The sequence below is a fragment of the Streptococcus sp. 2020WUSS084 genome (genome assembly GCF_044427445.1).
Classification (GTDB): Bacteria; Bacillota; Bacilli; order Lactobacillales; family Streptococcaceae; genus Streptococcus; species Streptococcus suis.
This window is the reverse complement of the sequence record NZ_JAOTGC010000002.1, coordinates 142,032-166,888: the sequence shown is the minus strand read 5'-3', so window position 1 is coordinate 166,888 and position 24,857 is coordinate 142,032. Positions and strand designations below refer to the sequence as shown.

The window sequence follows — 24,857 nt, the reverse complement described above, 5'->3', positions numbered from 1 at the left end:
ACTAGGTTGCCCTAGTCCTTATCGGTTTCTTCTTTCTCCAGTGGTGTAATCAAGAGTTTTAATTTTGTTACGCGACCATTTTTTACCTTATCGTTAATAAGAACCAGGTGATGATCTTTACTATCTACTTCAAAGGAAACTTTCTCGTCTTGGCTCGGAATGGTACCGACTCCTGTCAGATAATAACCAGCAATCGTATCAACGTTATCACTTTCCAACTCCATCTCAAAATGCTCATTGAAGTCATTCAAGGTCATATTTCCTTGGACGATATAGGTGTTGTCAGCAATTTCTCGAACAAAAATTTCTGTCTTATCGGTCTCATCATCGATTTCCCCGACAATTTCTTCCAGCAAATCTTCCAAGGTAACGAGACCTGCAACTCCACCATACTCATCTAACAAGATGGCCATTTGATTTTGGGTATTTCTCAACGATGTCAACAAATCATCCACGAAAATCGTTTCTGGAACGAAGAGAGGCTCCTGCATAATGCGGCGGATATTGAGATTGTCAAAGCCATTACTGAAAGCTTCTGACAAGATTTTCTTGGTATGAATCAGACCAATGATATTGTCCTTATCGCCATCATAAACAGGGATACGTGAAAAATTCTGCTTGAGGATAGCTGCCATGATGGTTGCTGTATCATCCTCAATATCCACCATGAAAGCATCCGTACGGGGAACCATTACTTCACGTGCCATCAGCTCATCTAAAGAGAACACACCTTGAAGCATTTCGATTTCTTCGGCATCTAAGGTTTTCTCACTCTTTGTCAAAATATATTCAATTTCATCCCGTGTCATTTGCTCATCCGCATCATCAAAATTCATAGGAGTAATACGGCTGATAAGATTCGTTGCAGCTGATAATAACCACACGAACGGACTAACAATTTTTCCAAGGAAAATAATCACTGGTGCAGTAACTACTGCCAGATTTTCCTTCATATTCATGGCAATACGCTTAGGGTACAATTCGCCAAGAACGATTGAAACGAAGGTCAACATAGCCAGTGCAAGCCAGTATCCTGCGGTTTGCGCTGTTGTTGAATTCCCCATCCATTTGGCAAATACAGCTCCTAAATCATTAGCCAAGCTGGCACCTGAAAGGATGGAGATGAAGGTAATACCGACCTGAATGGTTGATAGAAAATTGTTAGGATTCTCTAAAACTTGAAGCAAGCGAATGTATTTCTTCTCACCGTCTGCGGCCTTTTGTTCTACTCTTGAACGATTTAGAGAAACAAGCGCCATTTCAGAGGCTGAAAAGAAGGCATTGAATAGGGTCAATAAGAATAAAATTAACAGTTGTAAATAGATGGTCTGACTACCAGGGTCTTCCATGATGTTCTCCTATAATAAAATTTATAACATTTCCATTATACCACAAATTCTAAAATTTAACATATTTCTTGTTATAAATAGTCCCTCATATCTGTTTATGTTACAATAATCAAAAGGAATAGGAGAACAACTATGATTATTTCGATGAAGAATATCCACTATAAACGACAAGGTAAAACTATTTTAGAAGACATCAACTGGGAATTTAGAAAAAGGCGAGCGTTGGGCTATTTTAGGGCTAAATGGGGCTGGAAAGTCAACCCTCCTTCGTATTTTAATGGCTGAGTTTTGGAAGACATCTGGTGACCTGACTGTTCTTGGAGTGGAGTTTGGCAGGGGGGATATTCCTAGCCTACGCACTAAGATTGGGGTCGTCGGTTCCTTTCTAGCCGAACGATTTCCTATTGATTTGACAGCTGAGCAGATTGTCCTGACTGGAAAGTACAAATCCTCCATCCTCTACCGTGAATACGGTCAAACTGAATTGGATGAAGCCATAGACATGCTCAAAACCATTAAGGCTGAACACTTGATTGGTCGGACCTATGCTAGTTTGTCACAGGGCGAACGCCAACTCCTGCTCATTGCCCGCAGTTTGATGGAAGAGCCAGCTATTTTGATTTTGGACGAGGCTACTGTGGGCTTAGACCTTTTGGCTCGCGAACGCCTGCTCCACCACATCGACTATATCTGCCAACTCCCAACGGCTCCTGCCATTATCTACGTCACCCATCACGCCGAAGAAATCACTGATAATTTCACCCATGTCCTCCTGCTCAAAGATGGCATGGTCTTGGCACAGGGACCCAAAGAAGACATCCTGACACCTGAACTCCTCAGCGATTTTTATGGAAATCAGGTAGAATTGATTGACTTAGGTGAAGGAAGATTGTTCATTAAGCCGATATTATAAAAAACAAATCCAGCCCTAGTTTGAGCTGGATTTTAATCGTTCCACCATCACCAAAAACGGTGGGGTATTGACTTGGTTAAGCGGTTTGTAAAGCATGGTTGTAAAGACGGTTTGGTCTAGCTGGCTGATAAAGTCTAAAACTGCATCCTTCTCAAGAGCTCCACCCTCGTGACCATAGTAAATCATGATAGCCAAGCGACCTCCAACCACCAATCTATTCAGGACTTTCTCAATGGCTTGAAGGGTGGTTGCAGGCAGGGTAATGACTGACTTGTCCGCCGAAGGTAGATAACCCAGATTGAAAATCGCTGCCTTGCATTCATCCACATACTGGTCTAGGTTTTCGTGCCCTGTCAAAACCAATTTGGCATTGGTCAAGCCAGCTTTTTCTAGTTTTTCAGCCGTTGTGGTCAGGGCTTGTTCCTGAATATCAAAGGCCACAACTTTTCCTGCTCTCTGGGCTAAAAATAGCGTGTCATGGCCATTTCCCATAGTCGCATCGACCGCTAGGTCCTGGTCTGTTAATATCTCATCTAAAAAGGCATGAGCCATGTGTAAAGGTCTAAGCATTTTCTCTCCTTAAGTTAATAATCTTATATAATAATCGGTCAAGGTGGCTTCATCCACCTTTTTGCGTTGCTGCAACCACCAGCTGACCGTCTCCACAAAAGTCGTCACAACAAAATGCACCAGCAAATCCTCTGGAAGATTTCTCTTATCCTGCATGTAATCTTCAGCCACTTTGGGAAAAATATCGTGTTTCAACTCCGCTTCCAGTTCTCTTAGAAAATAGGCATTGCGGGACAACAAAAGGCTGGCAACACGATCTTGATTGGTCCGAAAGTGTTTGAAAATATGAACCAACAAAGTCTTCACATCCGCATCTTCACGATCTGTAAATAAATGATGAAAGAGGTCATGACAAAGTTCTTCCAACAGTGCTTCCTTGCTGGCATAGTGGGCATAGAAAGTGGAACGCCCCACATCTGCCAGGTCAATGACATCCTGCACGCGCATATGGTCATAGCCCTTATCATTTAATAAGGTCAAAAAAGCCTGAAAAATAGCTCTTTTTGTTTTTGCAATTCGTCTATCCATTTTTCGTACATTTCAAACAATTTGTTCAGAAAAAGACAAACCGTTTCTCTTGTTTCTAGTTTTTCAGCTCATTACAGTGCATAATAAACCTATAAACAGTATAACACAGAAAGGGAATCTCATGTCATCTTCTAAAAATATATTTATTGCTTTTCTCCTCAATATCAGCTTTTCTATCATCGAGTTTATCTTTGGCTGGCTCTTTGGTTCCAGCGCCATCTTAGCAGATGCTGTTCATGATTTGGGTGACGCCCTCGCCATCGGAAGCTCTGCCATCATGCAAACCTATGCCAACAAGCCTGCTGATAGGGTTTATCCCTTTGGCTACAAGAGATGGAATATTTTGGCCGCTCTCTTGACTTCTAGCATTCTGATTATCGGCTCCAGCTTAATCCTTGTGGAAAACATTCCCAATCTTTTCCATCCCCAGCATGTCAATCAAGCTGGGATGCTGGCACTTGGGATTATAGCTGTCATCATCAATTTCCTTGCTTCCCGTATTGTAAAAAATGGCCATAGCCATAATGAATCCATTCTCAGCTTGCACTTTTTAGAGGATATTTTGGGATGGCTGGCGGTCATCCTTGTTTCCATCATTCTTCAATTTACTGATTGGTACTTTCTAGACCCACTTCTCTCGCTCTGTATTGCTATCTTCATCCTCTCCAAAGCCCTGCCAAAAGCCTGGAACAATGTCAAGATTCTACTTGAAACAAGTCCGCAAGGAGTAAACCTTGAAGAAGTGAAAGGAGTCCTCCTGGCTCTTGAAAATGTCCACGAAATCACTCAACTGAATGTCTGGACCATGGATGGATATGAACATTGTGCGACTGTGACGGTCAAACTGACAAATCCTGCTGTAGCAGACAAGACCAAAGCAAAAATACGGAATTCTCTTATCACCTTCGGTATTATCCAAAGCACCATCGAAATTTTGTAAAAAATTTTAAAAAACCGCACATTTTCCCTGCCCAAATACGAATAAATAGGTATGAAGACAATTATCTTATTTTTCCTTGGAGCTTCTATCGGCTCCTTCCTGGGATTGGTCATCGACCGTTTCCCTGAACAGCCCATTATCGCCCCCTCTAGTCACTGCAATGCCTGCAAGCGACGGCTCAAGGCCTGGGACTTAATTCCAGTCCTATCCCAGCTTTCAACAAAATCCAAATGCCGTTACTGCAAGGCGAAGATACCTTATTGGTATCTGGGACTAGAATTCTTAGCTGGTCTAGTTGTCCTGCTCTGCCATTTTCAAATCCTAAACCTGACCGAAACCATTCTCATCTTGGCAGGACTAGTTTTGACCATTTACGACATCAAACATCAGGAATATCCTTTTGCTGTCTGGCTTGTTTTTACTTTTATAGCTCTGGTACTCTCCCAGCTCAACTGGCTTTTCTGTGGCTTTTTACTCTTGGCCTATCTGACCGAAAAATGGCAAATTAATATTGGTTCTGGTGACTTTCTCTATCTGGCAAGTTTGGCCTTAATATGTGGATTTACAGAACTCCTCTGGATTATCCAGATTAGTTCCCTCCTAGGGCTTCTTGTCTTCACTATTTTCAAACCCAAGTCTATTCCCTACGTACCACTCCTTTTCATTTCAAGTATTCCTATCATTCTGTGCACCTAAATCGAGTTTTTCTCGATTTTTTTGTTATAATAGAAGGCATATTAGAGTTCAACTCCATCAAAATAATTGGAGTGCCTTCTTGATCGGAAGGCAAAAGGAGAAACGTTATGACACTATTTAAGGATGACAGTTTAACCCTGCATACCGACCTTTATCAAATCAACATGATGCAGGTCTATTTTGACCAAAACATCCACAATAAACACGCTGTATTCGAAGTCTATTTCCGTTCACAACCTTTTAAAAATGGCTACGCTGTATTTGCCGGTTTGGAACGCGTTGTAAACTACCTCAACAATCTCAGCTTTAGCCAGACAGACATTGACTATCTGACAGAACTAGGTTATCCGCAGGATTTCCTTGATTACTTGTCCCAATTGGAAATGACTCTCACTGTCCGTTCGGCTAAGGAGGGCGACCTAGTCTACGCTAACGAACCCATTCTTCAAATCGAAGGACCATTGGCACAATGCCAACTAATCGAAACTGCCCTCTTAAACATCGTCAACTACCAAACCCTGATTGCCACAAAAGCTCGCCGTATCAAGGCTGTCATTGAAGATGAGCCCTTGATGGAATTTGGCACTCGCCGTGCCCAAGAAATGGATGCTGCTATCTGGGGTACACGGGCAGCCTTTATTGGTGGAGCATCTGCGACTTCCAATGTTCGAGCTGGCAAAATCTTCGGCATCCCTGTCGCTGGTACCCATGCCCACGCCTTGGTTCAAACATACGGAGATGATTACAAGGCTTTCAAAGCCTACGCTGAAACCCATCATGACTGTGTCTTCCTCGTTGATACCTATGATACGCTTCGTATTGGTGTTCCAGCAGCCATCAAGGTTGCCAAAGAAATGGGAGATAAGATTAACTTCAAAGGGGTTCGGATTGATTCAGGCGATATGGCCTATATTTCCAAGAAAGTTCGTCAGCAATTAGATGATGCAGGTTTTACAGATGCGAAGATTTACGCATCTAATGACCTGGATGAAAATACCATCCTCAACCTCAAAATGCAAAAGGCAAAAATTGATGTCTGGGGAGTTGGTACCAAACTCATCACCGCCTACGACCAACCAGCTCTGGGCGCTGTCTACAAGATTGTATCCATCGAAGATGAAGATGGAAATATGCGTGACACCATCAAGCTGTCTTCTAATGCGGAAAAAGTCTCCACTCCTGGTAAGAAACAGGTTTGGCGCATCACCTCCAAAGAAAAAGGGAAATCAGAAGGGGACTACATCACCTTTGCGGACACTGACGTCACACAGATGGATAATATCTATATGTTCCATCCAACTTACACCTATATCAATAAAACCATCGAGAACTTTGATGCCCGTCCTCTCCTAGTTCCTATTTTCGAAAAAGGAAAACAGGTCTATGAACTTCCAAGCCTAGCGGAAATTCAAACCTATGCCAATCAAGAATTTGATAAACTCTGGGATGAATACAAACGCGTGCTCAACCCACAGCTCTATCCAGTCGACTTGGCACAAGATGTTTGGGATAATAAGATGAACCTCATCAATCGTATTCGCAAACAAACTCAGACCAAATCCATCTAAGAAAGGTATGTTATGACCCTACAGGAAACAATCATCAAGGAATTAGGTGTCAAGCCAAGCATTGACCCCAAAGAAGAAATCCGTCGCTCCATCGACTTTCTCAAAGACTACCTGAAAAAACACCCATTTTTGAAAACCTATGTCTTAGGGATTTCTGGTGGACAAGATTCGACCTTGGCTGGTCGTTTGGCTCAGCTGACTATGGAAGAAATGCGGGCGGAAACAGGTGACGATTCTTATCAATTTATCGCTATCCGCCTACCTTACGGTGTGCAAGCTGACGAGTCTGACGCCCAAGCAGCCCTAGCCTTTATTCAACCAGATGTCAGCTTAACCATCAACATCAAGGAATCAACAGATGCCATGGTGGCTGCAGTCAATGCAAATGGGCTTGCTATGTCTGATTTTAATAAGGGAAATGCTAAAGCCCGCATGCGCATGATTGCCCAATACGCAGTTGCTGGGGAACGCAAGGGGGCTGTTATTGGAACCGACCATGCCGCTGAAAATATCACTGGTTTCTTTACCAAGCACGGCGACGGCGGTGCAGACATCCTCCCCCTTTTCCGCCTCAATAAACGCCAAGGAAAACAGCTTCTAGCTGAACTGGGGGCAGATGAAAAACTCTACCTCAAAGTTCCTACTGCAGACTTGGAAGAAGACAAACCAGGCCTTGCTGACGAAGTCGCTCTCGGTGTTACCTATAACCAAATCGACGACTATCTTGAAGGCAAAACCATCGACCCTCAAGCCCAAAGCATTATCGAAGGATGGTGGAACAAAACAGCCCACAAACGCCACCTGCCAATTACTATTTTTGATGACTTTTGGAAATAATACTCTTCGAAAATCAAAATTATCCATTATCAAGAGCCTTGATGAGTGAAAAACTCCAGCGGAGCTTTTCAGCCGGTTACCTTGAAATATAAAAGGAACAGAGTTCTAACATCAGCTTGAAGGCGCAAACAATGTTCGCTATATTTCCAACCTTCAACTATCTCCCAGATAGTTTTGACGCGAAACATGTTCGCTATATTTCCAACCTTCAACTATCTCCCAGATAGTTGAAGCTAGGCTACTTTTGATTTTCATCGCATAATAAAAAATGGAGCCCTGACAGTTGAATCGTCAGGGGTTTTGTTTTTTATTATAACTTCAAACCATAATGAAAAAAGCCCACGCAGGAAAAAACATCCTGCATGGGCGTCAATGGACACGGTGCCACCTCACTATAGACTCGACTAGAAAAGTCCATAACTTTTTCTCCTCTAACAAGGAGGCGCACGATAAGGGGTGCGGACCGAATTCTCATTGTTTCGAATTCATCGAACCAAACTCACTTTACTAAACCAGACAATCCATAAAATGGATACGAATGCTTGTTTGGCATCAGCCCATTTCATAAACCTCTATCATCTATTCACACCAACCATAGACTCTCTAAAGACAAAGTATTTATTACATTTTCTGATTACTTGTAATTATACGTTACAAAATCAAAATGGTCAAGTAATTTTTAGAAATTTTCTAAACAATTTGAAAATTCAGTTTCAATTGCCTGAATCCATTAAAAACTAACAAAAAGCCACTCTGCTTAAGTGACTTTCTATAAAACTGTACTCACAAGCGAAGCGCTTATATCAAAGACAGCTTTAGCTAGTCAAGGTCATTTTTAAGGGAATACTGACTGTATTTCAAAAAAATAACGATGTGTAACTTAAACAATAGCCTTAGATGGACATTCTGAACCTGTGACGATAGGTTCTAAGACTCCTGTTTGGAAAGGATTATCCCTCTCTTTATCAATGAATAGGTAAAATAGGCTAGTATTCCCCCCATTGTATTGGTCCATAAATCATCGATTTCAAAGACGCGTTGGGCATCAATCAGCAAATCCAGTAGCAATTGTGTGCATTCAATAAAAAGACTGATACAAAAACTATAACGAATCACCGCTCGAAGGCTCCGCCATTCTTCCCTAAGAAACAAAAGAAGAAAAATCAGAGGGAAAAGTAGAAAAATATTAGTGATGTTTTGCAAGAAAATCCATCCTAGGTCCGCCAAACTATCTACCTTGTCCCCGTTGACGATGCTGTTGAAAGGCGTTGGTAAAAGATAGAGACGGCCGATTTGAATAATTCCTGGGGTCGAGAAATCCTTATACTGTGGGTACCAAGTCTGAGGTAGAAAACAAAGTAAAACAATAGCCAGAGCATAGGCTCCAGCTAAGGTCTTACAAATCTGTCTTCCTAGCTTGGTCAAGTTTCCATCTGCTTGGAAGAATTTTCTCATGCTCGAATACCTGCCTTTGCTTTTGCGGCTGCAATACGAGCACGTGCTTTTTCACGGTCTTTCTTGAGCGTATTGGAGCGCAATTGACCACAGGCAGCATCAATATCTGTACCATGTTCCTGACGAACGACACAGTTAACACCATTTTTCTTCAAAACATCAAAGAAAGCAAGAGTACGTTCCTTGGTTGAACGACTGTACTGATCATGTTCACTAACTGGGTTATAAGGAATCAGGTTGATATAGGACAATTTACGGATGTTCTTGGTCAAGTCAGCCAATTCCTGTGCCTGTTCCACTCCATCGTTGACCTCATTGAGCATAATATACTCAAAAGTCACACGGCGGTTGGTCACTTTGATATAGTCTTCGATTGCTTCAAAAAGAACTTCTATAGGGAATTTGCGGTTAATCCGCATAATGCTCGAACGAAGGTCATTATTTGGCGCATGTAGAGATACTGCCAAATTAACTTGGACACCTTCACGTGCAAACTCACGAATTTTTGGTGCTAAACCTGACGTCGAAACAGTGATGTGACGGGCACCAATTGCCAAGCCCTTGTCGTCATTAACCACTCGCAAGAAGGTCATAACATTATCGTAGTTATCAAGCGGCTCACCAATCCCCATTACAACGATATGGCTAACACGCTCATTCTGATTGCGCTCATCCAAGTACTTTTGTACCAACATAATCTGAGCCACAATCTCACCGCTAGTCAAGTCACGTTGCTTAGGAATCAATCCAGATGCACAGAATGTACAGCCGATATTACAGCCAACTTGTGTCGTTACACAGACAGAAAGACCATAGTGCTGGTGCATGAGAACTGTCTCAATCAACATGCCATCTGGCAGTTCAAAGAGGTATTTGATAGTACCGTCCTTAGACTCCTGTACAATCCGTTGTTTGAGCGGGTTAACTACAAAATGTTCTTCCAACTTTTCAATCAAAGATTTTGGCAAGTTGGTCATTTCCGCAAAGGATTGGACACGAGAACGGTAAAGCCATTCCCAAATTTGAGTGGCACGGAACTTCTTCTCTCCGTTTTCTAAAATCCAATCAACCAGATTGGCTTGACTAAATGCATAAATTGATGGTTTCATATTTCTCCCTATTTCTGGCGGATAACAAAGTTACGCTTCACTTCATTCATCTCACGCTTGCTCTGCTTACGCTCACGTTTTTGAGAACGCTCCGTTTGACTCGCCTTAACACCAGCATTCTTCACAGTAAAATGACGCTGTTCCGACTGTTTGTTCTGCTGCTTCCCCTTTTTCTGACGGTCATTGCGATTATTTTTGTTTTCTTTTGGCGCAATAGGCTCCGTCCGCTGTTGATTTCTGTTGCGATTGCGAGAACGACTCCGCTTGCGACGCGGTCTGTCCTCCTCCTCAGCAGGCAAGTCTTGTAGATTCGGATTGGCTAAGACGAAATAAGCACAACCAAAATTACAATACTCCGTCAAATAGTCGTCCAAGCGGCTGATTTTTAAGTCTGATTTAACATTTTTATCGTCTGTATAGAATCCCCTTAATCTCAGCTGCTCATTGCCCCAATCTCCCACGATATAATCAAACTTGAGCATGAGTTGTGAAAAACGTTGACCAAAAATCGTCTGGTCAAAAGCATTCTTGTAATCTTCCAAAAGGTCCAATTCAATATTTTCAGATACAACCTTATCTCCGACACGAGCAAAACTCGGACCAGGGTATTTATTATAGTTATACATTTCAGGTGAAATTTCTTTTTTCATTTGTCCTCCTATCTTATAAAATCTTCATACGTAAAAATCATTTGATTAATAATCTATCTGGTCAGAATCTAAATTCTCACACTTAACCTTATCATTATAACACGATTTATCTGGAAATTCTTCTACTTTACCATTTAGGAGAAATTTCTGACAATTATAATGTTATTCTCGAACAAAAAGGACGATTTACTCGCCCTTTGTTTTCTTCAAATAATCAATAGCCTCTTGAACAGTTTTCACAGGAACTACCTCAATATCTAATCCTGCTTTCTCCGCGGCTTCCTTAGCTTCTTCATAGTTCGTTTTAGCCTTTGGGTTTTTCTTCAAAACTTCTACATCAACTGGATTGTTTGGTACAAAAAAGATACTTGCACCTGACTTAGCTGCCGAAATAACCTTCTTATCAGCACCACCAATGTCACCTACTTTTCCATCCTGCTCGATAGTCCCCGTACCAGCAATAATCCGACCACCACGTAAGTCAGGCTCTGCGAGTTGAGTATAGATGGCAAGTGTAAACATCAGACCAGCACTTGGACCACCAATATCTCCCGTTTGGAAATCAATCGGAACCGAACTTTGAACCTCTGTATGGTCTACGAGAGTGATGCCTATTCCGTTTTTGCCATTAGACAATTTGATAATCTTACCGTCCGCAGATTTCTCCTGACCAGCGCTAATATAACCAACTGTTACATCACTTCCAACCTCCAAGCCACTCACATATTTAATCAAATCAGGAGAAGACTCAAATGTTTTTCCATTAACACTCACAACGGTATCTGCAATATTAAGGACTTTTTTAAAGGTTGAATCATCCGTCAAGGCAAGCACATAGACACCAAAGAAATCAAGATTGACTTCTTTTCCTGCCAAGGTCAATCCTTGATACTTCGCCATATTTTGCGAAGTCTCCATGTAAAACCGTGCTATACGGAAATACTCCTCATTGTCGGCCTCTCCTGTCATCTCTTCAGAGGAACGAACTGTCGTATAAGGATCAAACTGAGCAGCGAATAGTTGTAAAGCTGTAGCTTGTTGGACTGATACATAGGTGAAATTGTAAGAGCCACCCTCTTGGTCTATTTGATTGTTCACCGTTAGTACCTGACGAATATCAGCAGCTCCACCTGGACTTTCCAGATAATAAGGCAGACGAACAAAAACGGCAAACCAAATCAAAAGAGTTCCTAAAACAATAGATGCAATTAAGGTTAACTTCCTATTTTTCTTCATTCTTTCTAATCTCCTCACTAACAATTTCTGGAACATAAGGACCTATGTCCTGTTTGAAATACAGCAATTCTCGAACCTGGCTGGATGATACGAACTTAAGCTCTGGCTTGGCGATTAAATAAATAGTTTCCAAATCTGGTGCCAACTGACGATTGTAAAAATCAAAACTTGACTCGTATTCCAAATCGGTCGCATTACGCAATCCTCGGACCAAATGTGTTACTCCATAGCGCTTAGCTACATCGACTACCAATTCATTTTCAGACAGAACGACCTCGATATTCTCCATTCCTACAAAAAGCTTCTCCAAAATGGCTTTTCTCTCCAAACCCGTCAAGAGTCCTGCCTTTTTAGGATTGGTAAAAACTCCCACATATAATTTATCAAATAGTCCACTCGCTCGTTCAATTAAGTCCAAGTGTCCATTGGTAATGGGGTCAAATGAGCCCGTAAATAATCCAATCTTATCTGACATATACTGTTACCTTACTAATTCCGTAGAGTTTCTCTTTCCATATCCCCAGCTCTGCTATTTCTTCCGGAAGAGAGACCGCCTTATCCGTTTCGCAGACTACCATAACATCATCTGCTAGTAAGTCACGGCGACAGAGTTCTGTTATCACATCTTCAATTTCCTGCTCTGCATAAGGAGGGTCCAAGAATACCAGGTCGAAAGGACCTTCCACACTGTTCAAAGCCTGTCTAGCTTCCATTGCTAGAAGCTGAAATTTATCTGCTTCCTTAGTCATTGCAATATTTTCACGGATAATGGCTTGTGCTCGTCGATCTCGCTCAACCAGAACTGCTGACTCCATGCCACGAGATATAGCCTCGATAGATAAACCACCACTGCCGGCGTACAAGTCAAGAACTCTACCACCCTCAAAATAGGGACCAATCATATTGAACATGGCTCCACGGACCTTATCCGATGTCGGTCTGGTTGTTTTTCCATCTAACGTTTTCAGTGGTCTTCCACCATAGCTTCCCGATACAATTCTCATAAGGTATATTATAGCAAAAAATGAAGCTCGTTGCTGAAACCAAGTGCACTTCCTGCTTTCCTTTTTGCACCAACTTTTTCAATCTTCTGCCAAATACGCTCTCAACCGCTATAGCAGGAAATCATTCTCGCGCTATGCAACAAAATGATAAAAATAAAAAGCAAGGAAATTCTGTTTTACGCGAAATTCCTCACTCTTATCGTATGTATTTAAACTAGATCGTTACAAGAAAAAATTAGTGTTGAAATACAAATAGCTATTTTTCCCAGTATGCTAATACGCCATAAAGAACCAGTAGCTAAAAAGTCTACGGATTATCTGGTGAACTCTCGTCAGCTGTTGGAACTGTTTCCACTGACTCAACCAGGCTAGTTGTTGAATCTGTCGTTTCCGCCGGTGTTTCAGAAACTGTTGGAGTTTCTACCACAGGTGCTCCTTCACTAGTCGGAGGGACTGAAGTACTTGTACTAGTTGACGCCACGCTGCTTGTATACTGGCTTGTTGAACTCACACTTTGGTTTCCATATATATTTTGATTAGGTACTACATAAGATTCTTGTGAGGTCTCACTAGCTTCAGCAAGGTCCGTTGACTGACTGGTCCCTGTTTCAGATATTTTTTTCTCATCAGCTACTTTTTGGGCTGCTTCCGCCCTGACCAACTCCGCTTTTAGCTTAGCCTGTGTTTGAGCATCTGTCTGCTGTCCCACTAGCTCTTTTACTTGGTCAATCCGTTTCTGTAATGCTGCTTTTTTAGTCGCATCCGTAACCTTGTTTACTGCAGATTGTGCCTCTGCAAGTTTCTCTTCAGTATGTGTTCCTTCTAATACAATGACAGCATTCTCAGCATCCTGAAATACTGTATCAACCGTTTTTTTCTGATTGGGCACTTGCTGTACTGTCTTTGTATCACTTGTTTCGCTTTGAGCATTTTTATACCAACTAGCGCCTAAGCTAATCAATAAAATAAGTCCCATAAAAGAAATAATGCCAATTTCTGCCAATGACAACTTTTCAAATTTCTTTTCCATATTTTTGCCCTTATCCGTCTTATTGCATAAGAAAATACTCTAGCCTACTGACAATGTTACCTAGTCGTTTTTACCTTACCATTCCATCCATTTAGACCATAGCTTAAAATATAGATTTCGTTAAAGCCCTGTTTCTTCAGATGAAGGGCTGCAGGCGTTACCAACTGACCACGATCATTCTCATAGATTAAGACAGGTCTGTCCTTACGCAAAGCAGCTGTAGACTGGCGTAATTGCTGGTAAGGAATATTTCTGGCACCTAAAATATGCTTCCGACTAAATTCACTCGGGTCTCGCAGGTCAATCAACTGACCTCCGTGTATCTTTTCTGCAAATTCTGCATTATCAATCACCGTCGCCGCACGGCGCAATCTCCAGTAATTAAAACCCATCCAGGCTCCCAATACTGCCAAAAATACTAAAAATACCCAAAATGTTTCCATCACTCATTCTCCCTTGATTTCTGATACTCTAATTCCAAACGATGTTCACGCCTCAAAACAAGCTCTGCTTCCATATATTCCAACCGATCTAAGACACCTGCCTGATAGATTCTATTTAATTCTATCTGCATCATTTCAATATCGTAGAGACGGTTGCCCATATAGACAATTATACCAAACCGTTTGAGTAATTGTTGCACATCATAAAGTCTTTTCATAAAAAAATTGTAGCAGAATTTTAGGTGTTTTTCAATATAAAAAATCAGTTGGAATTTATGAAATGCTTAAAAAGGATTGGATAAATCACCAATCCTTTACAATTTCATAACCAACCCTTTTCCTGTGCAATCTTAACAGCAGCCGTGCGGTTTTCAGCTCCCAGCTTGGCCAAGATAGAGGTCATGTAGTTGCGGACCGTCCCGTCAGACAGATAGAGCTGGCTGGCGATTTCCTTATTGGACAATCCATTCGCCACCAATTTAAGTAGGTGACATTCTTGTTCCGTCAAGGGACTGCGTTGGGTCAGGAGAATGTCCATTAACTCTGGCGAGTACTCCTTTCGCCCCGCCAAGACCGTTTCAATGGTCCGCATAAGGTCCGAAATGGAGCGCTCTTTGAGCACATAGGCATCTACATCAGCCTTGACCGCTCGCTCAAAATAGCCTGGTCGCTTGAAGGTAGTCATGATGACAACCTTGACGGGCAGGGATTTCTCACGCACCCATTCCAGGACATCCAGCCCCGTCTTCTCAGGCATTTCAATATCTAAGAGTAACACATCTACTTGCTCTTTTTCCAAAAGAACAATGGCCTGACTGCCGTTTTCTGCCTGTAAAACAGCCTCAACCGCATCTTGAAAGGCCAAGAGCTGACAGAGGGCGTCCCGCAGCATAGCCTGGTCTTCTGCGACTAAGATTCTCATTCTACCACCTCCTCAAGCGGAATTCGTATGAACAGGCGGGTAGGTTGTGCCAGAGAAAGAAATTCCAAACTACCCTGCACCGTTACCAGTCTATCCTTTATGGTATGCAATTCTTGACCGGTTAACTGGGCAAAGCCCACACCGTTGTCTTCGTAGTACAAGACCAATTCTTGCTGGTCTTCTTCAAATATCAAACGGCACTTGCTAGCCTGGCTATGTTTGAGCAGGTTATTGGCCAACTCTCTCAGCACCATGGCTAGCTTGTTCTGGACAGGTAAGCTGAGCTGCTCTGCTATTTCCCCACCCAAAACGACCAAATCCACTCCTGCTAAATCCAACATCTGCTGCAAAATCTGGAGTTCCTCTGCCACGGTATGCTGCTTGAGGGACTGGACAATCTGGCGGACGTCCTGCATGGAGTCCTTGGCTAAGGTCTGAAGTTCTGCCACCTCCTTCTTGGCCTGGTCAATCTGGTCGTGATCTAACAAAGTCTGGACCAGCTCGGCCTTGACAGACAGCATGGCAAAGACATGCCCCAGGGTGTCGTGCAAATCCTGACCGATACGGTTGCGTTCATTCTCAGCCAGCAGGAGATTGATGGAAGCATTCTGCTCCTGAATCCGTTGTTGAAGAGCTGCCCGCTTGGTTTCAATCCAGCTAAAAATCAGCAAGGCCAGGCCGAAAAAGTGAATGATGAGTGCAAAGGCCCGCATCTCAAAGGGAACAGGTCCAAAAAGAGCCCAGAGGATAATGGCCAGCAACAAAATCCCATAGGACACCGTCCGATAGGTCGGCCGAGTTTCCTTGTAGTACCAGCCTAGCATATTGGACAGGTTGAAGATAAAGAGGGAAAACTGCAGATTGCCCCAAAAACTCATGACGGCGATGTAGCCAATCAGGTAAAACCAGCCCAGCATGGAATAGAGCTTGTGGTCGGTGTAAAAGAGAGAACAATAGACCAGGGCAAAGAGAATGGTTGCTAGAACAACCGCCGTCGGATTTGGACTATACTGGGCGTAATAAAGTGGAAAATAGAGAAAGACCATGCCCACGAAGAACATGAGTGGTATCTTTCTTTTTTCAAAAATCATGGGTCACCTCACTATTGCTCAGATTTTCTATGAATAGCCAGAGCAATTGCTAAGAAAATTATGGCATATCCTAGGACAATTAGCAAGGATTTCCAGAGAAAAACTCCCTCTTGGGCATAGGTGGTCACCAGCTGATTGACATGGTAGCTGGGCATAAGTTTGCAAATTCGCTGTACCCAGTCAGGAAAGAGGGAGACAGGCATCCAAGAGCCACCCATGATAGCCAGAACAAAGTAGAGCAAGTTGGCCACCACCGACATGGTTTGTTCCGACTGGATTTGCACCAAAAGCAAGCCAATGGCTAGAAATACGATAGAAGTTACTAAAAGTAAGAGAGCCGAAATTCCCCATTCTTGAGCTGTCATCTCAACTCCCTTGACTAAGCCACCCACCGCAAAGACAATGGCAATGGAAGACATAAAGCAGAGCAAGACCCGCACCAGTTTGGACAGATAATATTGCCAGATTGGAAGGGGAGAATGCTGGATAAAGGTCAACCAGCTGTTTTTTCGGTCCTCCGCCAACATCATGGGAAAGGTAAAGAGGGCAAAGCCCGACATGGAAAAACCTGTCATGGTCAGCATATAAGACTGGATAAAGGCCTTTTGCATGGTCGCATCATCAAACTGGACCGTCGATGAGAAAATCAGGAAAAAGATGACAGGCATCCCGATTGACAGAAGAAAAACTCCCAAACTTCTAGATAATTTGACCGCTTCTACTTGCACCAATGCTTTCATTATTCTCCCTCCCTTGTCTTGTCAAATAGGCTGTTGAGCAGGGTTTTGTTCTGCACCTCTAAGTCTGAAATCCGACAGCCTGCTTCCTGCAAATTCGCCCAAACCTGCTCAATAGCTCGGGTCTTGAAGCTGACCGTATCCTGTTTATAGCTGATATTATCAATTGCGTCCAAGCCCTCCACCACCGTCGCAAAGCGGATTGGCAGTGCTACTTCTTTTTCCTGCTCCTCACTCCGCATAGCAAACGGCGTCGTATCCCGCAAGAGCCTCCCCTGGTGCAAGACCAAAATCCGCTCCGCCGTATGCTCCACTTCCTCGATGTAGTGGCTAGTATAAAAAATGGTCACGCCCTTTTCCTTCAAGTCATGGACAATCTCCCAAAAACGCTGACGGGTCGACGTATCCATTCCTCCCGTTGGCTCGTCCAAAAAGAGCAACTTGGGCTTACCAATCAGGCAGATGACGAAGGCCAAGAGCCGCTTCTGACCACCTGATAGCTTACCTGCCAGTTGATTTTTTTGCTCTGGGGAAAAGCGGAGCAGGCTGTCGATTTCTACATCTGTCAGACTGTCCTTGTAGATAGCTTGGAAAAAGCGGAGCAATTCCTTAACCTTCAAGTCCGTTGGAATAGCATTTTCTTGAGGCAAGACTGCTACTGTTTCTTTATTGGACCGAGCCTGTGGAGCCTTACCGTCCAACAAGACCTGCCCTTTCGTCGCCTTTCTATCGCCCAACAAACAGGACATGATCGTTGTTTTCCCAGCCCCGTTGGGACCAATCAAGGCCACACATTCCCCAGACTGTATCTCAAAGGAAATATCCGATAAAATGGTCCGTCCTTTGATGATTTTTTCTAACTGATTGACTTGAATCATCCTTGCTCTCCTTTCTGACATATCACCGCTCCAACAATCCCGATAATTATACTTGCTGGCAAGGACAAAGCCAAGTAGGTCATTACTTCTAATCCTTGACCAAACAAAATGCAGGAAGCATAGAGAAACACAAAGGCTATAGTGAAATAAGATATACCTGTTTGAACAAATGATTTCATACCATTCTCCTTACTAATTACTGACTGAATTTCTTTTACACACTCAGTATAACTTATCACCCACACCCCTACTAGAAGCCTTTGTCATGGACTTATGTGACAAATGTCATATTATACTCAATGAAAATCAAAAGTAGCCTAGGAAACGAAGTCGAAGATAGAACTCTGTTACTATCTTGTTTCAAGGTAACAGGCTGAAAAGCTCCACCGGAGCTTTTCACTCATCAAGGCTCTTGACAACGGATAATGTTGATTTTCGAAGAGTATTAAATAATGCAGCAAAAAAGAGTCCTACTGGACCCTTCATCTATTTACAATTTCGGAGCTTGTCCTAGTTCTGCCTGCAACATCCAAATATGTTTTTCAATACTAGCCTTAGCCACATTGAAAATGTCGTTGGTTACGCTGTCACCTTCTTCATCACTGACATCAAACCCCTTTTGGAAAAGAGCAGCCAGATAGCGGAACACCTCGACCACACGTACCAATTGCTCTTCCATCGTCACAGTGTAATCACCTGGAACTTCCTTGAGCTGACTATTTTCACTAAACTCTTTAAGGGTAGAAAATGGTGCCCCACCTAAGGTGATTAAACGCTCACTCATCTCATCCAAATAGCCATCAATTTCTTCCATATATTCATCCATCTTTGGATGCCAAATCATAAAGCCACGACCACGCATATACCAGTGAACTTGATGGAGGATTGAATGGGCTACTGATAAATCGGCCACCGCTTGATTCAAAACAGCCTTAGAATCAGCCAGTGATGGACGCGGGCTGAAAGATGCAATTTCTGCTGGAGATTGATAATATTTTTGTTTCATCATATATCACCCTTTCTTTTATTTATAATAATTATAAATAAAAGAAGAAAAAATTGCAAGAATTATCCCTCATCCTCCTCCGGCTTATTGACAGACAAATTCCTTGCTATATTAACTTATATACGTTAGACTAGTAAGTAAGAATAGTATGTGGGAGTGGGAAAGAACTCGACTAGTTCAAAAAGAGTTCGTCTTCCCACCCCCCGCACAGTTGATTAGGCTAGATTTGGAGTGTAAAACACGAACAAATCTGCCAATCAACCACTGCGCTGAGATGTTGACACGAACTCTGAGAAGTAGTCCTGGGCTTGTTTCCCAGCCTCATCGCCCCTATATGTGTATATCAAGGAGGGATTTTATGTCAGAAGAAAAATTTGACGCAAAACTAGAACAGCTATCTGGCTCTGCAAAAGAGGTAATTGGTAAGCTGACCGGCGACAAGGAAATCGAAGTTGAAGGACTTGTTGAGAAAGGAATTGGCAAAGCAAAAGAGCTAGTCGAAGATGCAAAAGACGGGCTTGAAGGTGCCATTAACGGCATCAAAAATGCTTTCGACAAAGAAGAGAAATAAACAAAGAGTTCAATATAGGTAGGATTGGTCGCGCACTGTTTGATAATGAACATTACGCTTAATTTGGTCTTTTACCTATAGCCCGAACAAAAATATGCAAGAGAGGGGAACTCAGACATTTACCTGTCGAGTCTGCCTTCTCTTTTCTTATGCCACGAAAGGAGAATCTATGAAAAAAATCGTTTTTGTCTGTCTTGGAAATATTTGTCGTAGCCCTATGGCTGAATTTGTCATGAAAGACATGACAAGTCAATTTCATATTGAAAGCCGTGCTACTTCAAACTGGGAATATGGTAATCCTATCTACCCTGGAACACAGAAAATTTTCCAAAAGCACAAGATTCCCTATGACAAGACCAAAACCTCTCAACAAATCTCTCAAGCAGACTTTGAGGAATTTGATGTTATCATCGGTATGGACAGCAATAATGTCCGAGATTTACAGAAAATGGCACCAGCACATGCCCAAAATAAGATTTTTCAATTCGCAGAAAAATCCGTACCAGACCCTTGGTATACTGGAGATTTTGACGAAACCTACGAAATGGTAAAGAAAGGTTGCCAAGACTGGTTGGACAGGTTACAGTCATTTGATCAAGAATAAGATTTTCTATGTAATATTTTTGTAATATTTGTAAAAAAATGGTAAACTATTTCTGACTGAACTGATAATTTCTTACTGTATCCCAGAAAGAACTGATTAGCGTCGGTCAAATCCTATGAAAGAGTAAAACGATGAAAGAGTTCAAATTACCTAGTATAAAATGGCATGATATCACAAGTTATTTCACCCGTCCAAAACTTGAAATCCTCTCCCTTATTATCATCCTCATCTGTGCCCTCTCTGTATTTACAGGGCGAATTGCCAGCAAGCAAGCCATGACTTTCAATAATGGCGCCCTGCAGTACAACGGTTATGTGGTCGCAAATAAAATGAATGGTCAAGGAAAATTGACCTTTGATAATGGAGATGTCTACGAGGGGCAATTTAAAAATGGAATTTTCCACGGTCAAGGAACCTACACATCTGCAAGTGGGTGGGTTTATACCGGGCAATTTAAAAACGGCTACGCCGATGGAAAAGGAAAATTGACCACCGAAGGACAAGCTACCTACGAAGGAACTTTTAAACAGGGGATTTATCAATATGAAAATTAAATGGTTATCCGTTATACGTGTGATTGGATTAGTCTTTGTCCTACTCTATCATTTCTTTATCAAATATTTCCCAGGTGGCTTTGTGGGGGTTGACCTCTTCTTTACCCTGTCTGGATATTTGACAACCGCCCTTTTGATTGATGAGTTTGCAAAACATAAAAAAATAGATATTGTCAGCTTTTTCAGAAGAAGGTTCTATCGGATTCTCCCCCCTCTGGTTTTAACGATTCTTTTGGTTCTTCCACTTGCTCTGCTTGTCCGCAATGATTTCATTGCCAATATCGGCAATCAGATAGCCGCTGCGCTCGGATTCATGACAAACTTCTTTGAAATTCTATCAGGTGGTAGTTACGAGAATCAATTTTCACCTCATCTATTTGTGCATACTTGGACACTAGCCATAGAAGTTCAGTATTACCTTGTCTGGGCTGGTTTAGTTTGGTATCTGACTCGCATCTCAAAAAGTGTGGGGCAACTACGTGGATCAATTTTTCTAACATCTATGAGCCTCTTCTCGCTAAGTTTTTTAGCAATGTCTATCTCAAGTTTCTTTGTGGATAATTTCTCAACCATTTACTACTCGAGCTTCACACATACCTTCCCATTCTTCCTCGGTAGCATTCTCGCAACCATCGCTGGTATCGGAAATACAACAACTGCCTTCCAGCAACAAGTGAATACATTGACTATCAAACAAGCTATAGGTCTGTTTCTTGGAGGACTAGGAGTAGAACTTCTTCTTCTCTTTACTCTTCAATTCAGTTCCATCTGGACCTATCTAATTGGTTTTCTTCTATCCAGTTTAGCTACAGCAACTATGATTTTTGCTGCTCGGGTACTTCATGAGAAAACCGAAGATGTCAAAGAACCTGCAATTATCCTCTTCTTTGCAAGTATTTCTTATGGTATCTACCTCTTCCATTGGCCCTTGCTCATTATCTTTACACAACTGACAAATGCCACTATCGCTGCGGGTTTATCCTTTGTTTTTTCTACTATCCTATCAACTATTTCCTTCTATATTCTAGAACCATATATTGCTGGAAAAGTAGGAAGCTTGTTTGGATTAGCAATAGACTTAAAACCCTATAAAAAATGGCTTCTTAGCAGCTTTGCTTGCTTGACCATAGTTGGCTTAGGTATCTGTCTATTTGGACCAAAATTAGGAAGTTTTGAACAAGAGAGCATGGTTAGCAATCTTTATCAAGCTCAGACCCAACTAAATACAACACGATCTGCTGCTGAAAATGCTAAAGCTACTAGTTTTGAAATTCAAAAAGGAGTTATCATCTTTGGCGATTCTGTTACTGTTCGCGCAAGTGCTGCCATACAGACCGCGCTACCGGATGCACAGATCGATGGAACTGTCAGTCGAAATCTCTCTGAAATTGCTAAATTGATAAGTCTTTATCAGCAAAATAATAGTTTGAAAGAGACTGTAGTTGTAGCCCTAGGTACAAATACTACGGATAATTATCAGGAACTACTAGACCAACTAGTCAAAGATTTTCCTAAAGGACGGCGCCTTATTTTTGTCACTCCTTACGATGGAAACTTCACTCCGAGCGAATCCATTTCCTATCAAACCGGTCAATACGAAAAAGAATTGGCTGAAAAATATGATTACATTTCCATTGCAGACTGGTATCAAGTTGCAAAGGATAATCCACCAATTTGGTACAATACCGACCTTGTTCATTTCAATCTTGAAAGTAATGGAGGCGAAGTCTTCGCCCAAACGATAAAAAATGCTATCGAAGCCGTTGCTGATGGCCCAATCAAAAACTAGATTTATACATCATCATCCTCTGAGAATTTCTCGGAGGATTTTTGCACTATTTTCCGATAAGTCCAGTGCGAACTCTAAGAAATGGCGCTGTGCCTAAGCTCAGTCTCAATAAATCTTGTGAAATAAGCCACTTCTACAAAGGATGACAAATTAAAACTCCTACCTTTTACAGTAGGAGTTGGTGTCAAATTGACTATTTTTGCTTACTTTGGAAACGCCATTCAAAGCGTTTCTGATCATAAAATGGATACATCATTTGTAAAAGAGTGACGGCAAGTAGCCAACCGCCGATAATATCTGTCGGATAGTGAACCCCAATATAGATACGGGATACAGCTACCAGGACAGCAAGTAGAATCAACACGGCTTGTAGCACAAGTCTAGCTATGCCTTTCTTCATCCTCTGGTGAACAATAATAACAACTGCTCCTGCAATCATCATAGTTGATGCAGTATGCCAGCTAGGAAATGAATAACCGATGGTATCAATCAACCATTCAATACTTGGACGCGGACGTTGGTAGACATATTTCAGGGCTGTGGATGCCACACCCATCGCCGCAAAACTAGCAAGTAGGAAATAAGCTTCTATCTTCCATTTTTTATAGTAGTAAAAGATAGCAGCTAGAATCAAGGTAATAGCTAAAATAATAACCGTATTTCCTAAAACAGTAATAGAGGTCCAAAATTGACTGGCTCCACTTGGTAAATTTCCACGAATGGCAGACTGGACAGTCGAGTCAAAACCTGCTAGGGTAGTAGGATAAAATTTTACTACATAGCCCAATATCACAAAGGCCAGAGCAAAAAAAGATGCGTTTCGTAAATGGATTTGTCTATTCTTCATACAATATAGTTTACCTTATAAAGGTTAAACTTTCTTTAAAATAGGTTGGGCTGCTTTGTAACAGATATAAAATATTGCTGAAAGCACAATCCCTTGTAAAAGATTAAAAGGAAGTACCATCATCAAAAGATAGTTAGTCAGACCCAAGATTTCTTTAATATCAAAATTTGCAAAGGCTGCATAGACAGGCACCGCATAAACGTAATTTAATACCAGCATCACTGCTGTCGAACCAATTGTCGCAACAGAGGCTGCTTTTAAATAATTTTTTATCGCTTGGTCATTTTTCCAGAAATAAGCTACTGCTAAAATGAAAACTGACATAGCTGCAATATTCATCGGTAAGCCAATAATTGTCGATGGTCCCTGATTATTTAAAATCAGTTTGAGAAAAGTTCGTACCAAAAGGATAGCAAAACTAGACTTCATATCTAGAATAAGCAGACCAAATAAAATCGGTACGAGAGAAAAATCCACTTCCAGGAAACTGGCTGTTAGAATCAGCGGAAATTTCAAGTACATGAGCAGAAAGGATACTGCTGAGAGAATGGCGATAATCGTCATTTTGCGTGTGTTTGTCATAAGGTTCCTCCAATTTTTGAAAATTGAAGAAGCGTGGAAGAGCAGGCAAAAAGCCTCCACTTCGTCTTCTCCCATCCAGACTTTACTGTCGGTTGTGGAATTGCACCACATCAGCTTTCGCTCGCAGACTACCAACGGACTATTTTGTTCTAATACTGCGTTAGCTCATCTCGACATACATTCAGTATGGTCTTCGATTCGCTGCCTAGTCTTAAAACAAGATAGCCACGTTTTACACTGCCGGTCGGGAATTTCACCCTGCCCTGAAGACTATTTCATCATACCAAAAAAGCCTTGCATTTGCAAGAGCTTGGTAAGTTTTCACTATTTTAACTTGTCCCCATCATAGGTGTGAACCAAATCTAGACCAGCGAACTGTTGCTGCCGAAGAGCCTCATATACAATCATACATGCTGTATTAGAGACATTAAGACTACGCACATGTTCATCATTCATTGGAATACGGATAGCTTTCTCTGGATGTTCACGCATAAAATCTTCTGGCAAGCCCTTATCTTCACGGCCAAATAAGAAATAATGAATGTTCCCATCATTATAGTCTTCATCCGAATAGGTTTTATCAGCAAATTTAGATACTAAGTGAACACGTCCTTGTTTGCTGGCATAATCCATAAATTCTGCTAAATTGTCATAGAAGCGAACATCTAACTTATCCCAATAATCTAGTCCTGCACGTTTCATCTTACGATCATCAATTGGAAATCCCATAGGCTTAATGATATGGAGAGGACTATTGGTTGCAGCACAAGTTCGAGCAATATTACCTGTATTCTGTGGAATCTGTGGTTCAAATAAGACAATGTGGTTTTTGGCTGTTTCTTCTATATACTCTAATGTTTCAATATTCATAAGGACCTCTCTGGTGACATTTCACTAAATACGAATACCCTTCGAAAATCAAATCCAAACCATGTCAGCTTCATTTTG

The 24,857-nt window shown here is 41.8% G+C and carries 29 protein-coding genes, 1 pseudogene and 1 riboswitch; of the genes and pseudogenes, 9 read left to right on the top strand and 21 right to left on the bottom strand.

Annotated features, from left to right (window positions below):
- Positions 1-11 precede the first annotated feature (11 nt).
- Positions 12-1,349 (bottom strand): hemolysin family protein, encoded by a 1,338-nt coding sequence (locus ODU50_RS02240; RefSeq protein ID WP_002942867.1) that lies wholly within the window; start codon positions 1,347-1,349, stop codon positions 12-14.
- A 132-nt stretch (positions 1,350-1,481) separates the two neighbouring features.
- Here ODU50_RS02240 and ODU50_RS02235 point away from each other — a divergent pair.
- A pseudogene (locus ODU50_RS02235) lies at positions 1,482-2,262 on the top strand (ABC transporter ATP-binding protein).
- Positions 2,263-2,277: 15 nt separating this feature from the next.
- Here ODU50_RS02235 and ODU50_RS02230 read toward each other — a convergent pair.
- Positions 2,278-2,832 carry a class I SAM-dependent methyltransferase gene (locus ODU50_RS02230; protein WP_100881631.1) on the bottom strand — a complete coding sequence of 185 codons (555 nt, stop codon included), beginning with the start codon at positions 2,830-2,832 and terminating at the stop codon, positions 2,278-2,280.
- Positions 2,833-2,841: 9 nt separating this feature from the next.
- The gene (locus ODU50_RS02225) at positions 2,842-3,360 is read right to left on the bottom strand and encodes a TetR/AcrR family transcriptional regulator (RefSeq protein WP_105153459.1); all 519 of its coding nucleotides are present in this window, start codon (positions 3,358-3,360) and stop codon (positions 2,842-2,844) included.
- Between the two features lie 121 nt (positions 3,361-3,481).
- On the opposite strand from ODU50_RS02225, the gene ODU50_RS02220 reads away from it, so the two are divergent.
- The 4 genes from ODU50_RS02220 (at position 3,482) to nadE (ending at position 7,401) form a co-directional block, all read left to right on the top strand.
- Positions 3,482-4,300: a cation diffusion facilitator family transporter gene (locus tag ODU50_RS02220; protein WP_105153460.1), complete on the top strand. Its 819-nt coding sequence runs from the start codon at positions 3,482-3,484 to the stop codon at positions 4,298-4,300.
- A gap of 51 nt (positions 4,301-4,351) precedes the next feature.
- A complete protein-coding gene (locus ODU50_RS02215; protein WP_029751696.1) occupies positions 4,352-4,996 on the top strand; it encodes an A24 family peptidase in 645 nt (214 codons plus the stop codon).
- Between the two features lie 107 nt (positions 4,997-5,103).
- The gene (locus ODU50_RS02210) at positions 5,104-6,564 is read left to right on the top strand and encodes a nicotinate phosphoribosyltransferase (protein WP_014638479.1); all 1,461 of its coding nucleotides are present in this window, start codon (positions 5,104-5,106) and stop codon (positions 6,562-6,564) included.
- 12 nt (positions 6,565-6,576) lie between these two features.
- Positions 6,577-7,401, top strand: coding sequence for an ammonia-dependent NAD(+) synthetase (nadE, locus tag ODU50_RS02205; protein WP_105153461.1), 825 nt, complete (start codon positions 6,577-6,579; stop codon positions 7,399-7,401).
- A gap of 927 nt (positions 7,402-8,328) precedes the next feature.
- On the opposite strand, the gene ODU50_RS02200 is transcribed toward nadE, so the two are convergent.
- The 15 genes from ODU50_RS02200 to ODU50_RS02130 all read right to left on the bottom strand — a co-directional run bounded on the left by ODU50_RS02200 (position 8,329) and on the right by ODU50_RS02130 (position 18,965).
- Entirely contained in the window at positions 8,329-8,856 is a 528-nt protein-coding gene (locus ODU50_RS02200; protein WP_002942846.1) for a VanZ family protein, read from the bottom strand.
- A complete protein-coding gene (rlmN, locus tag ODU50_RS02195; RefSeq protein WP_012028433.1) occupies positions 8,853-9,965 on the bottom strand; it encodes a 23S rRNA (adenine(2503)-C(2))-methyltransferase RlmN in 1,113 nt (370 codons plus the stop codon). Before rlmN ends, ODU50_RS02200 begins: the two co-directional genes overlap by 4 nt.
- 8 nt (positions 9,966-9,973) lie before the next feature.
- Positions 9,974-10,615, bottom strand: a complete 642-nt coding sequence (locus ODU50_RS02190) for a YutD-like domain-containing protein (RefSeq protein WP_105153462.1) — start codon at positions 10,613-10,615, stop codon at positions 9,974-9,976.
- A gap of 186 nt (positions 10,616-10,801) precedes the next feature.
- Complete coding sequence (locus ODU50_RS02185) at positions 10,802-11,851, bottom strand: SepM family pheromone-processing serine protease (RefSeq protein WP_398581293.1); 1,050 nt, start codon at positions 11,849-11,851, stop codon at positions 10,802-10,804.
- The gene (gene coaD, locus ODU50_RS02180; RefSeq protein WP_002939048.1) at positions 11,838-12,326 is read right to left on the bottom strand and encodes a pantetheine-phosphate adenylyltransferase; all 489 of its coding nucleotides are present in this window, start codon (positions 12,324-12,326) and stop codon (positions 11,838-11,840) included. The genes ODU50_RS02185 and coaD overlap by 14 nt, the downstream gene beginning before the upstream one ends.
- The gene (gene rsmD / locus ODU50_RS02175; RefSeq protein WP_014638485.1) at positions 12,316-12,855 is read right to left on the bottom strand and encodes a 16S rRNA (guanine(966)-N(2))-methyltransferase RsmD; all 540 of its coding nucleotides are present in this window, start codon (positions 12,853-12,855) and stop codon (positions 12,316-12,318) included. Before rsmD ends, coaD begins: the two co-directional genes overlap by 11 nt.
- A 307-nt stretch (positions 12,856-13,162) precedes the next feature.
- Positions 13,163-13,885 carry a serine protease gene (locus ODU50_RS02170; protein WP_105153463.1) on the bottom strand — a complete coding sequence of 241 codons (723 nt, stop codon included), beginning with the start codon at positions 13,883-13,885 and terminating at the stop codon, positions 13,163-13,165.
- Between the two features lie 56 nt (positions 13,886-13,941).
- Positions 13,942-14,328 carry a rhodanese-like domain-containing protein gene (locus ODU50_RS02165; RefSeq protein WP_105153464.1) on the bottom strand — a complete coding sequence of 129 codons (387 nt, stop codon included), beginning with the start codon at positions 14,326-14,328 and terminating at the stop codon, positions 13,942-13,944.
- Complete coding sequence (locus ODU50_RS02160) at positions 14,328-14,546, bottom strand: YqgQ family protein (protein ID WP_004194736.1); 219 nt, start codon at positions 14,544-14,546, stop codon at positions 14,328-14,330. Before ODU50_RS02160 ends, ODU50_RS02165 begins: the two co-directional genes overlap by 1 nt.
- 104 nt (positions 14,547-14,650) lie before the next feature.
- Positions 14,651-15,250: a response regulator transcription factor gene (locus tag ODU50_RS02155; protein ID WP_105153465.1), complete on the bottom strand. Its 600-nt coding sequence runs from the start codon at positions 15,248-15,250 to the stop codon at positions 14,651-14,653.
- Complete coding sequence (locus ODU50_RS02150) at positions 15,247-16,341, bottom strand: sensor histidine kinase (RefSeq protein WP_161947057.1); 1,095 nt, start codon at positions 16,339-16,341, stop codon at positions 15,247-15,249. Before ODU50_RS02150 ends, ODU50_RS02155 begins: the two co-directional genes overlap by 4 nt.
- Positions 16,342-16,352: 11 nt before the next feature.
- Positions 16,353-17,081 (bottom strand): ABC transporter permease, encoded by a 729-nt coding sequence (locus ODU50_RS02145; protein WP_105153466.1) that lies wholly within the window; start codon positions 17,079-17,081, stop codon positions 16,353-16,355.
- The gene (locus ODU50_RS02140) at positions 17,081-17,956 is read right to left on the bottom strand and encodes an ABC transporter ATP-binding protein (RefSeq protein WP_105153467.1); all 876 of its coding nucleotides are present in this window, start codon (positions 17,954-17,956) and stop codon (positions 17,081-17,083) included. The genes ODU50_RS02145 and ODU50_RS02140 overlap by 1 nt, the downstream gene beginning before the upstream one ends.
- On the bottom strand, positions 17,953-18,135 hold the full coding sequence (locus ODU50_RS02135) for a hypothetical protein (protein ID WP_105105994.1): 183 nt from the start codon (positions 18,133-18,135) through the stop codon (positions 17,953-17,955). Before ODU50_RS02135 ends, ODU50_RS02140 begins: the two co-directional genes overlap by 4 nt.
- Before the next feature lie 311 nt (positions 18,136-18,446).
- Positions 18,447-18,965, bottom strand: coding sequence for a DNA starvation/stationary phase protection protein (locus tag ODU50_RS02130; RefSeq protein WP_029751708.1), 519 nt, complete (start codon positions 18,963-18,965; stop codon positions 18,447-18,449).
- 355 nt (positions 18,966-19,320) lie between these two features.
- Between ODU50_RS02130 and ODU50_RS02125 the strand changes: the two genes are divergently transcribed.
- From ODU50_RS02125 to ODU50_RS02110, 4 genes are all read left to right on the top strand, one after another.
- Positions 19,321-19,533 (top strand): CsbD family protein, encoded by a 213-nt coding sequence (locus ODU50_RS02125; RefSeq protein ID WP_002942806.1) that lies wholly within the window; start codon positions 19,321-19,323, stop codon positions 19,531-19,533.
- Positions 19,534-19,702: 169 nt separating this feature from the next.
- Positions 19,703-20,137, top strand: coding sequence for a low molecular weight protein-tyrosine-phosphatase (locus ODU50_RS02120; protein WP_029751709.1), 435 nt, complete (start codon positions 19,703-19,705; stop codon positions 20,135-20,137).
- Between the two features lie 131 nt (positions 20,138-20,268).
- The gene (locus ODU50_RS02115) at positions 20,269-20,691 is read left to right on the top strand and encodes a membrane protein (protein WP_024396114.1); all 423 of its coding nucleotides are present in this window, start codon (positions 20,269-20,271) and stop codon (positions 20,689-20,691) included.
- Complete coding sequence (locus ODU50_RS02110) at positions 20,681-22,480, top strand: acyltransferase family protein (RefSeq protein ID WP_105153469.1); 1,800 nt, start codon at positions 20,681-20,683, stop codon at positions 22,478-22,480. The genes ODU50_RS02115 and ODU50_RS02110 overlap by 11 nt, the downstream gene beginning before the upstream one ends.
- 193 nt (positions 22,481-22,673) lie before the next feature.
- Here the strand turns inward: ODU50_RS02110 and ODU50_RS02105 are convergent, their stop codons facing one another.
- The 3 genes from ODU50_RS02105 to ODU50_RS02095 form a co-directional block, all read right to left on the bottom strand.
- Positions 22,674-23,327 carry a phosphatase PAP2 family protein gene (locus tag ODU50_RS02105; RefSeq protein ID WP_105153470.1) on the bottom strand — a complete coding sequence of 218 codons (654 nt, stop codon included), beginning with the start codon at positions 23,325-23,327 and terminating at the stop codon, positions 22,674-22,676.
- Between the two features lie 24 nt (positions 23,328-23,351).
- A complete protein-coding gene (locus tag ODU50_RS02100; RefSeq protein WP_105153471.1) occupies positions 23,352-23,909 on the bottom strand; it encodes an ECF transporter S component in 558 nt (185 codons plus the stop codon).
- Positions 23,910-23,968: 59 nt separating this feature from the next.
- A riboswitch (FMN riboswitch) is annotated at positions 23,969-24,184 on the bottom strand.
- A 49-nt stretch (positions 24,185-24,233) separates the two neighbouring features.
- A complete protein-coding gene (locus ODU50_RS02095; RefSeq protein ID WP_002939238.1) occupies positions 24,234-24,779 on the bottom strand; it encodes a tRNA (cytidine(34)-2'-O)-methyltransferase in 546 nt (181 codons plus the stop codon).
- Between the last annotated feature and the right edge of the window lie 78 nt (positions 24,780-24,857).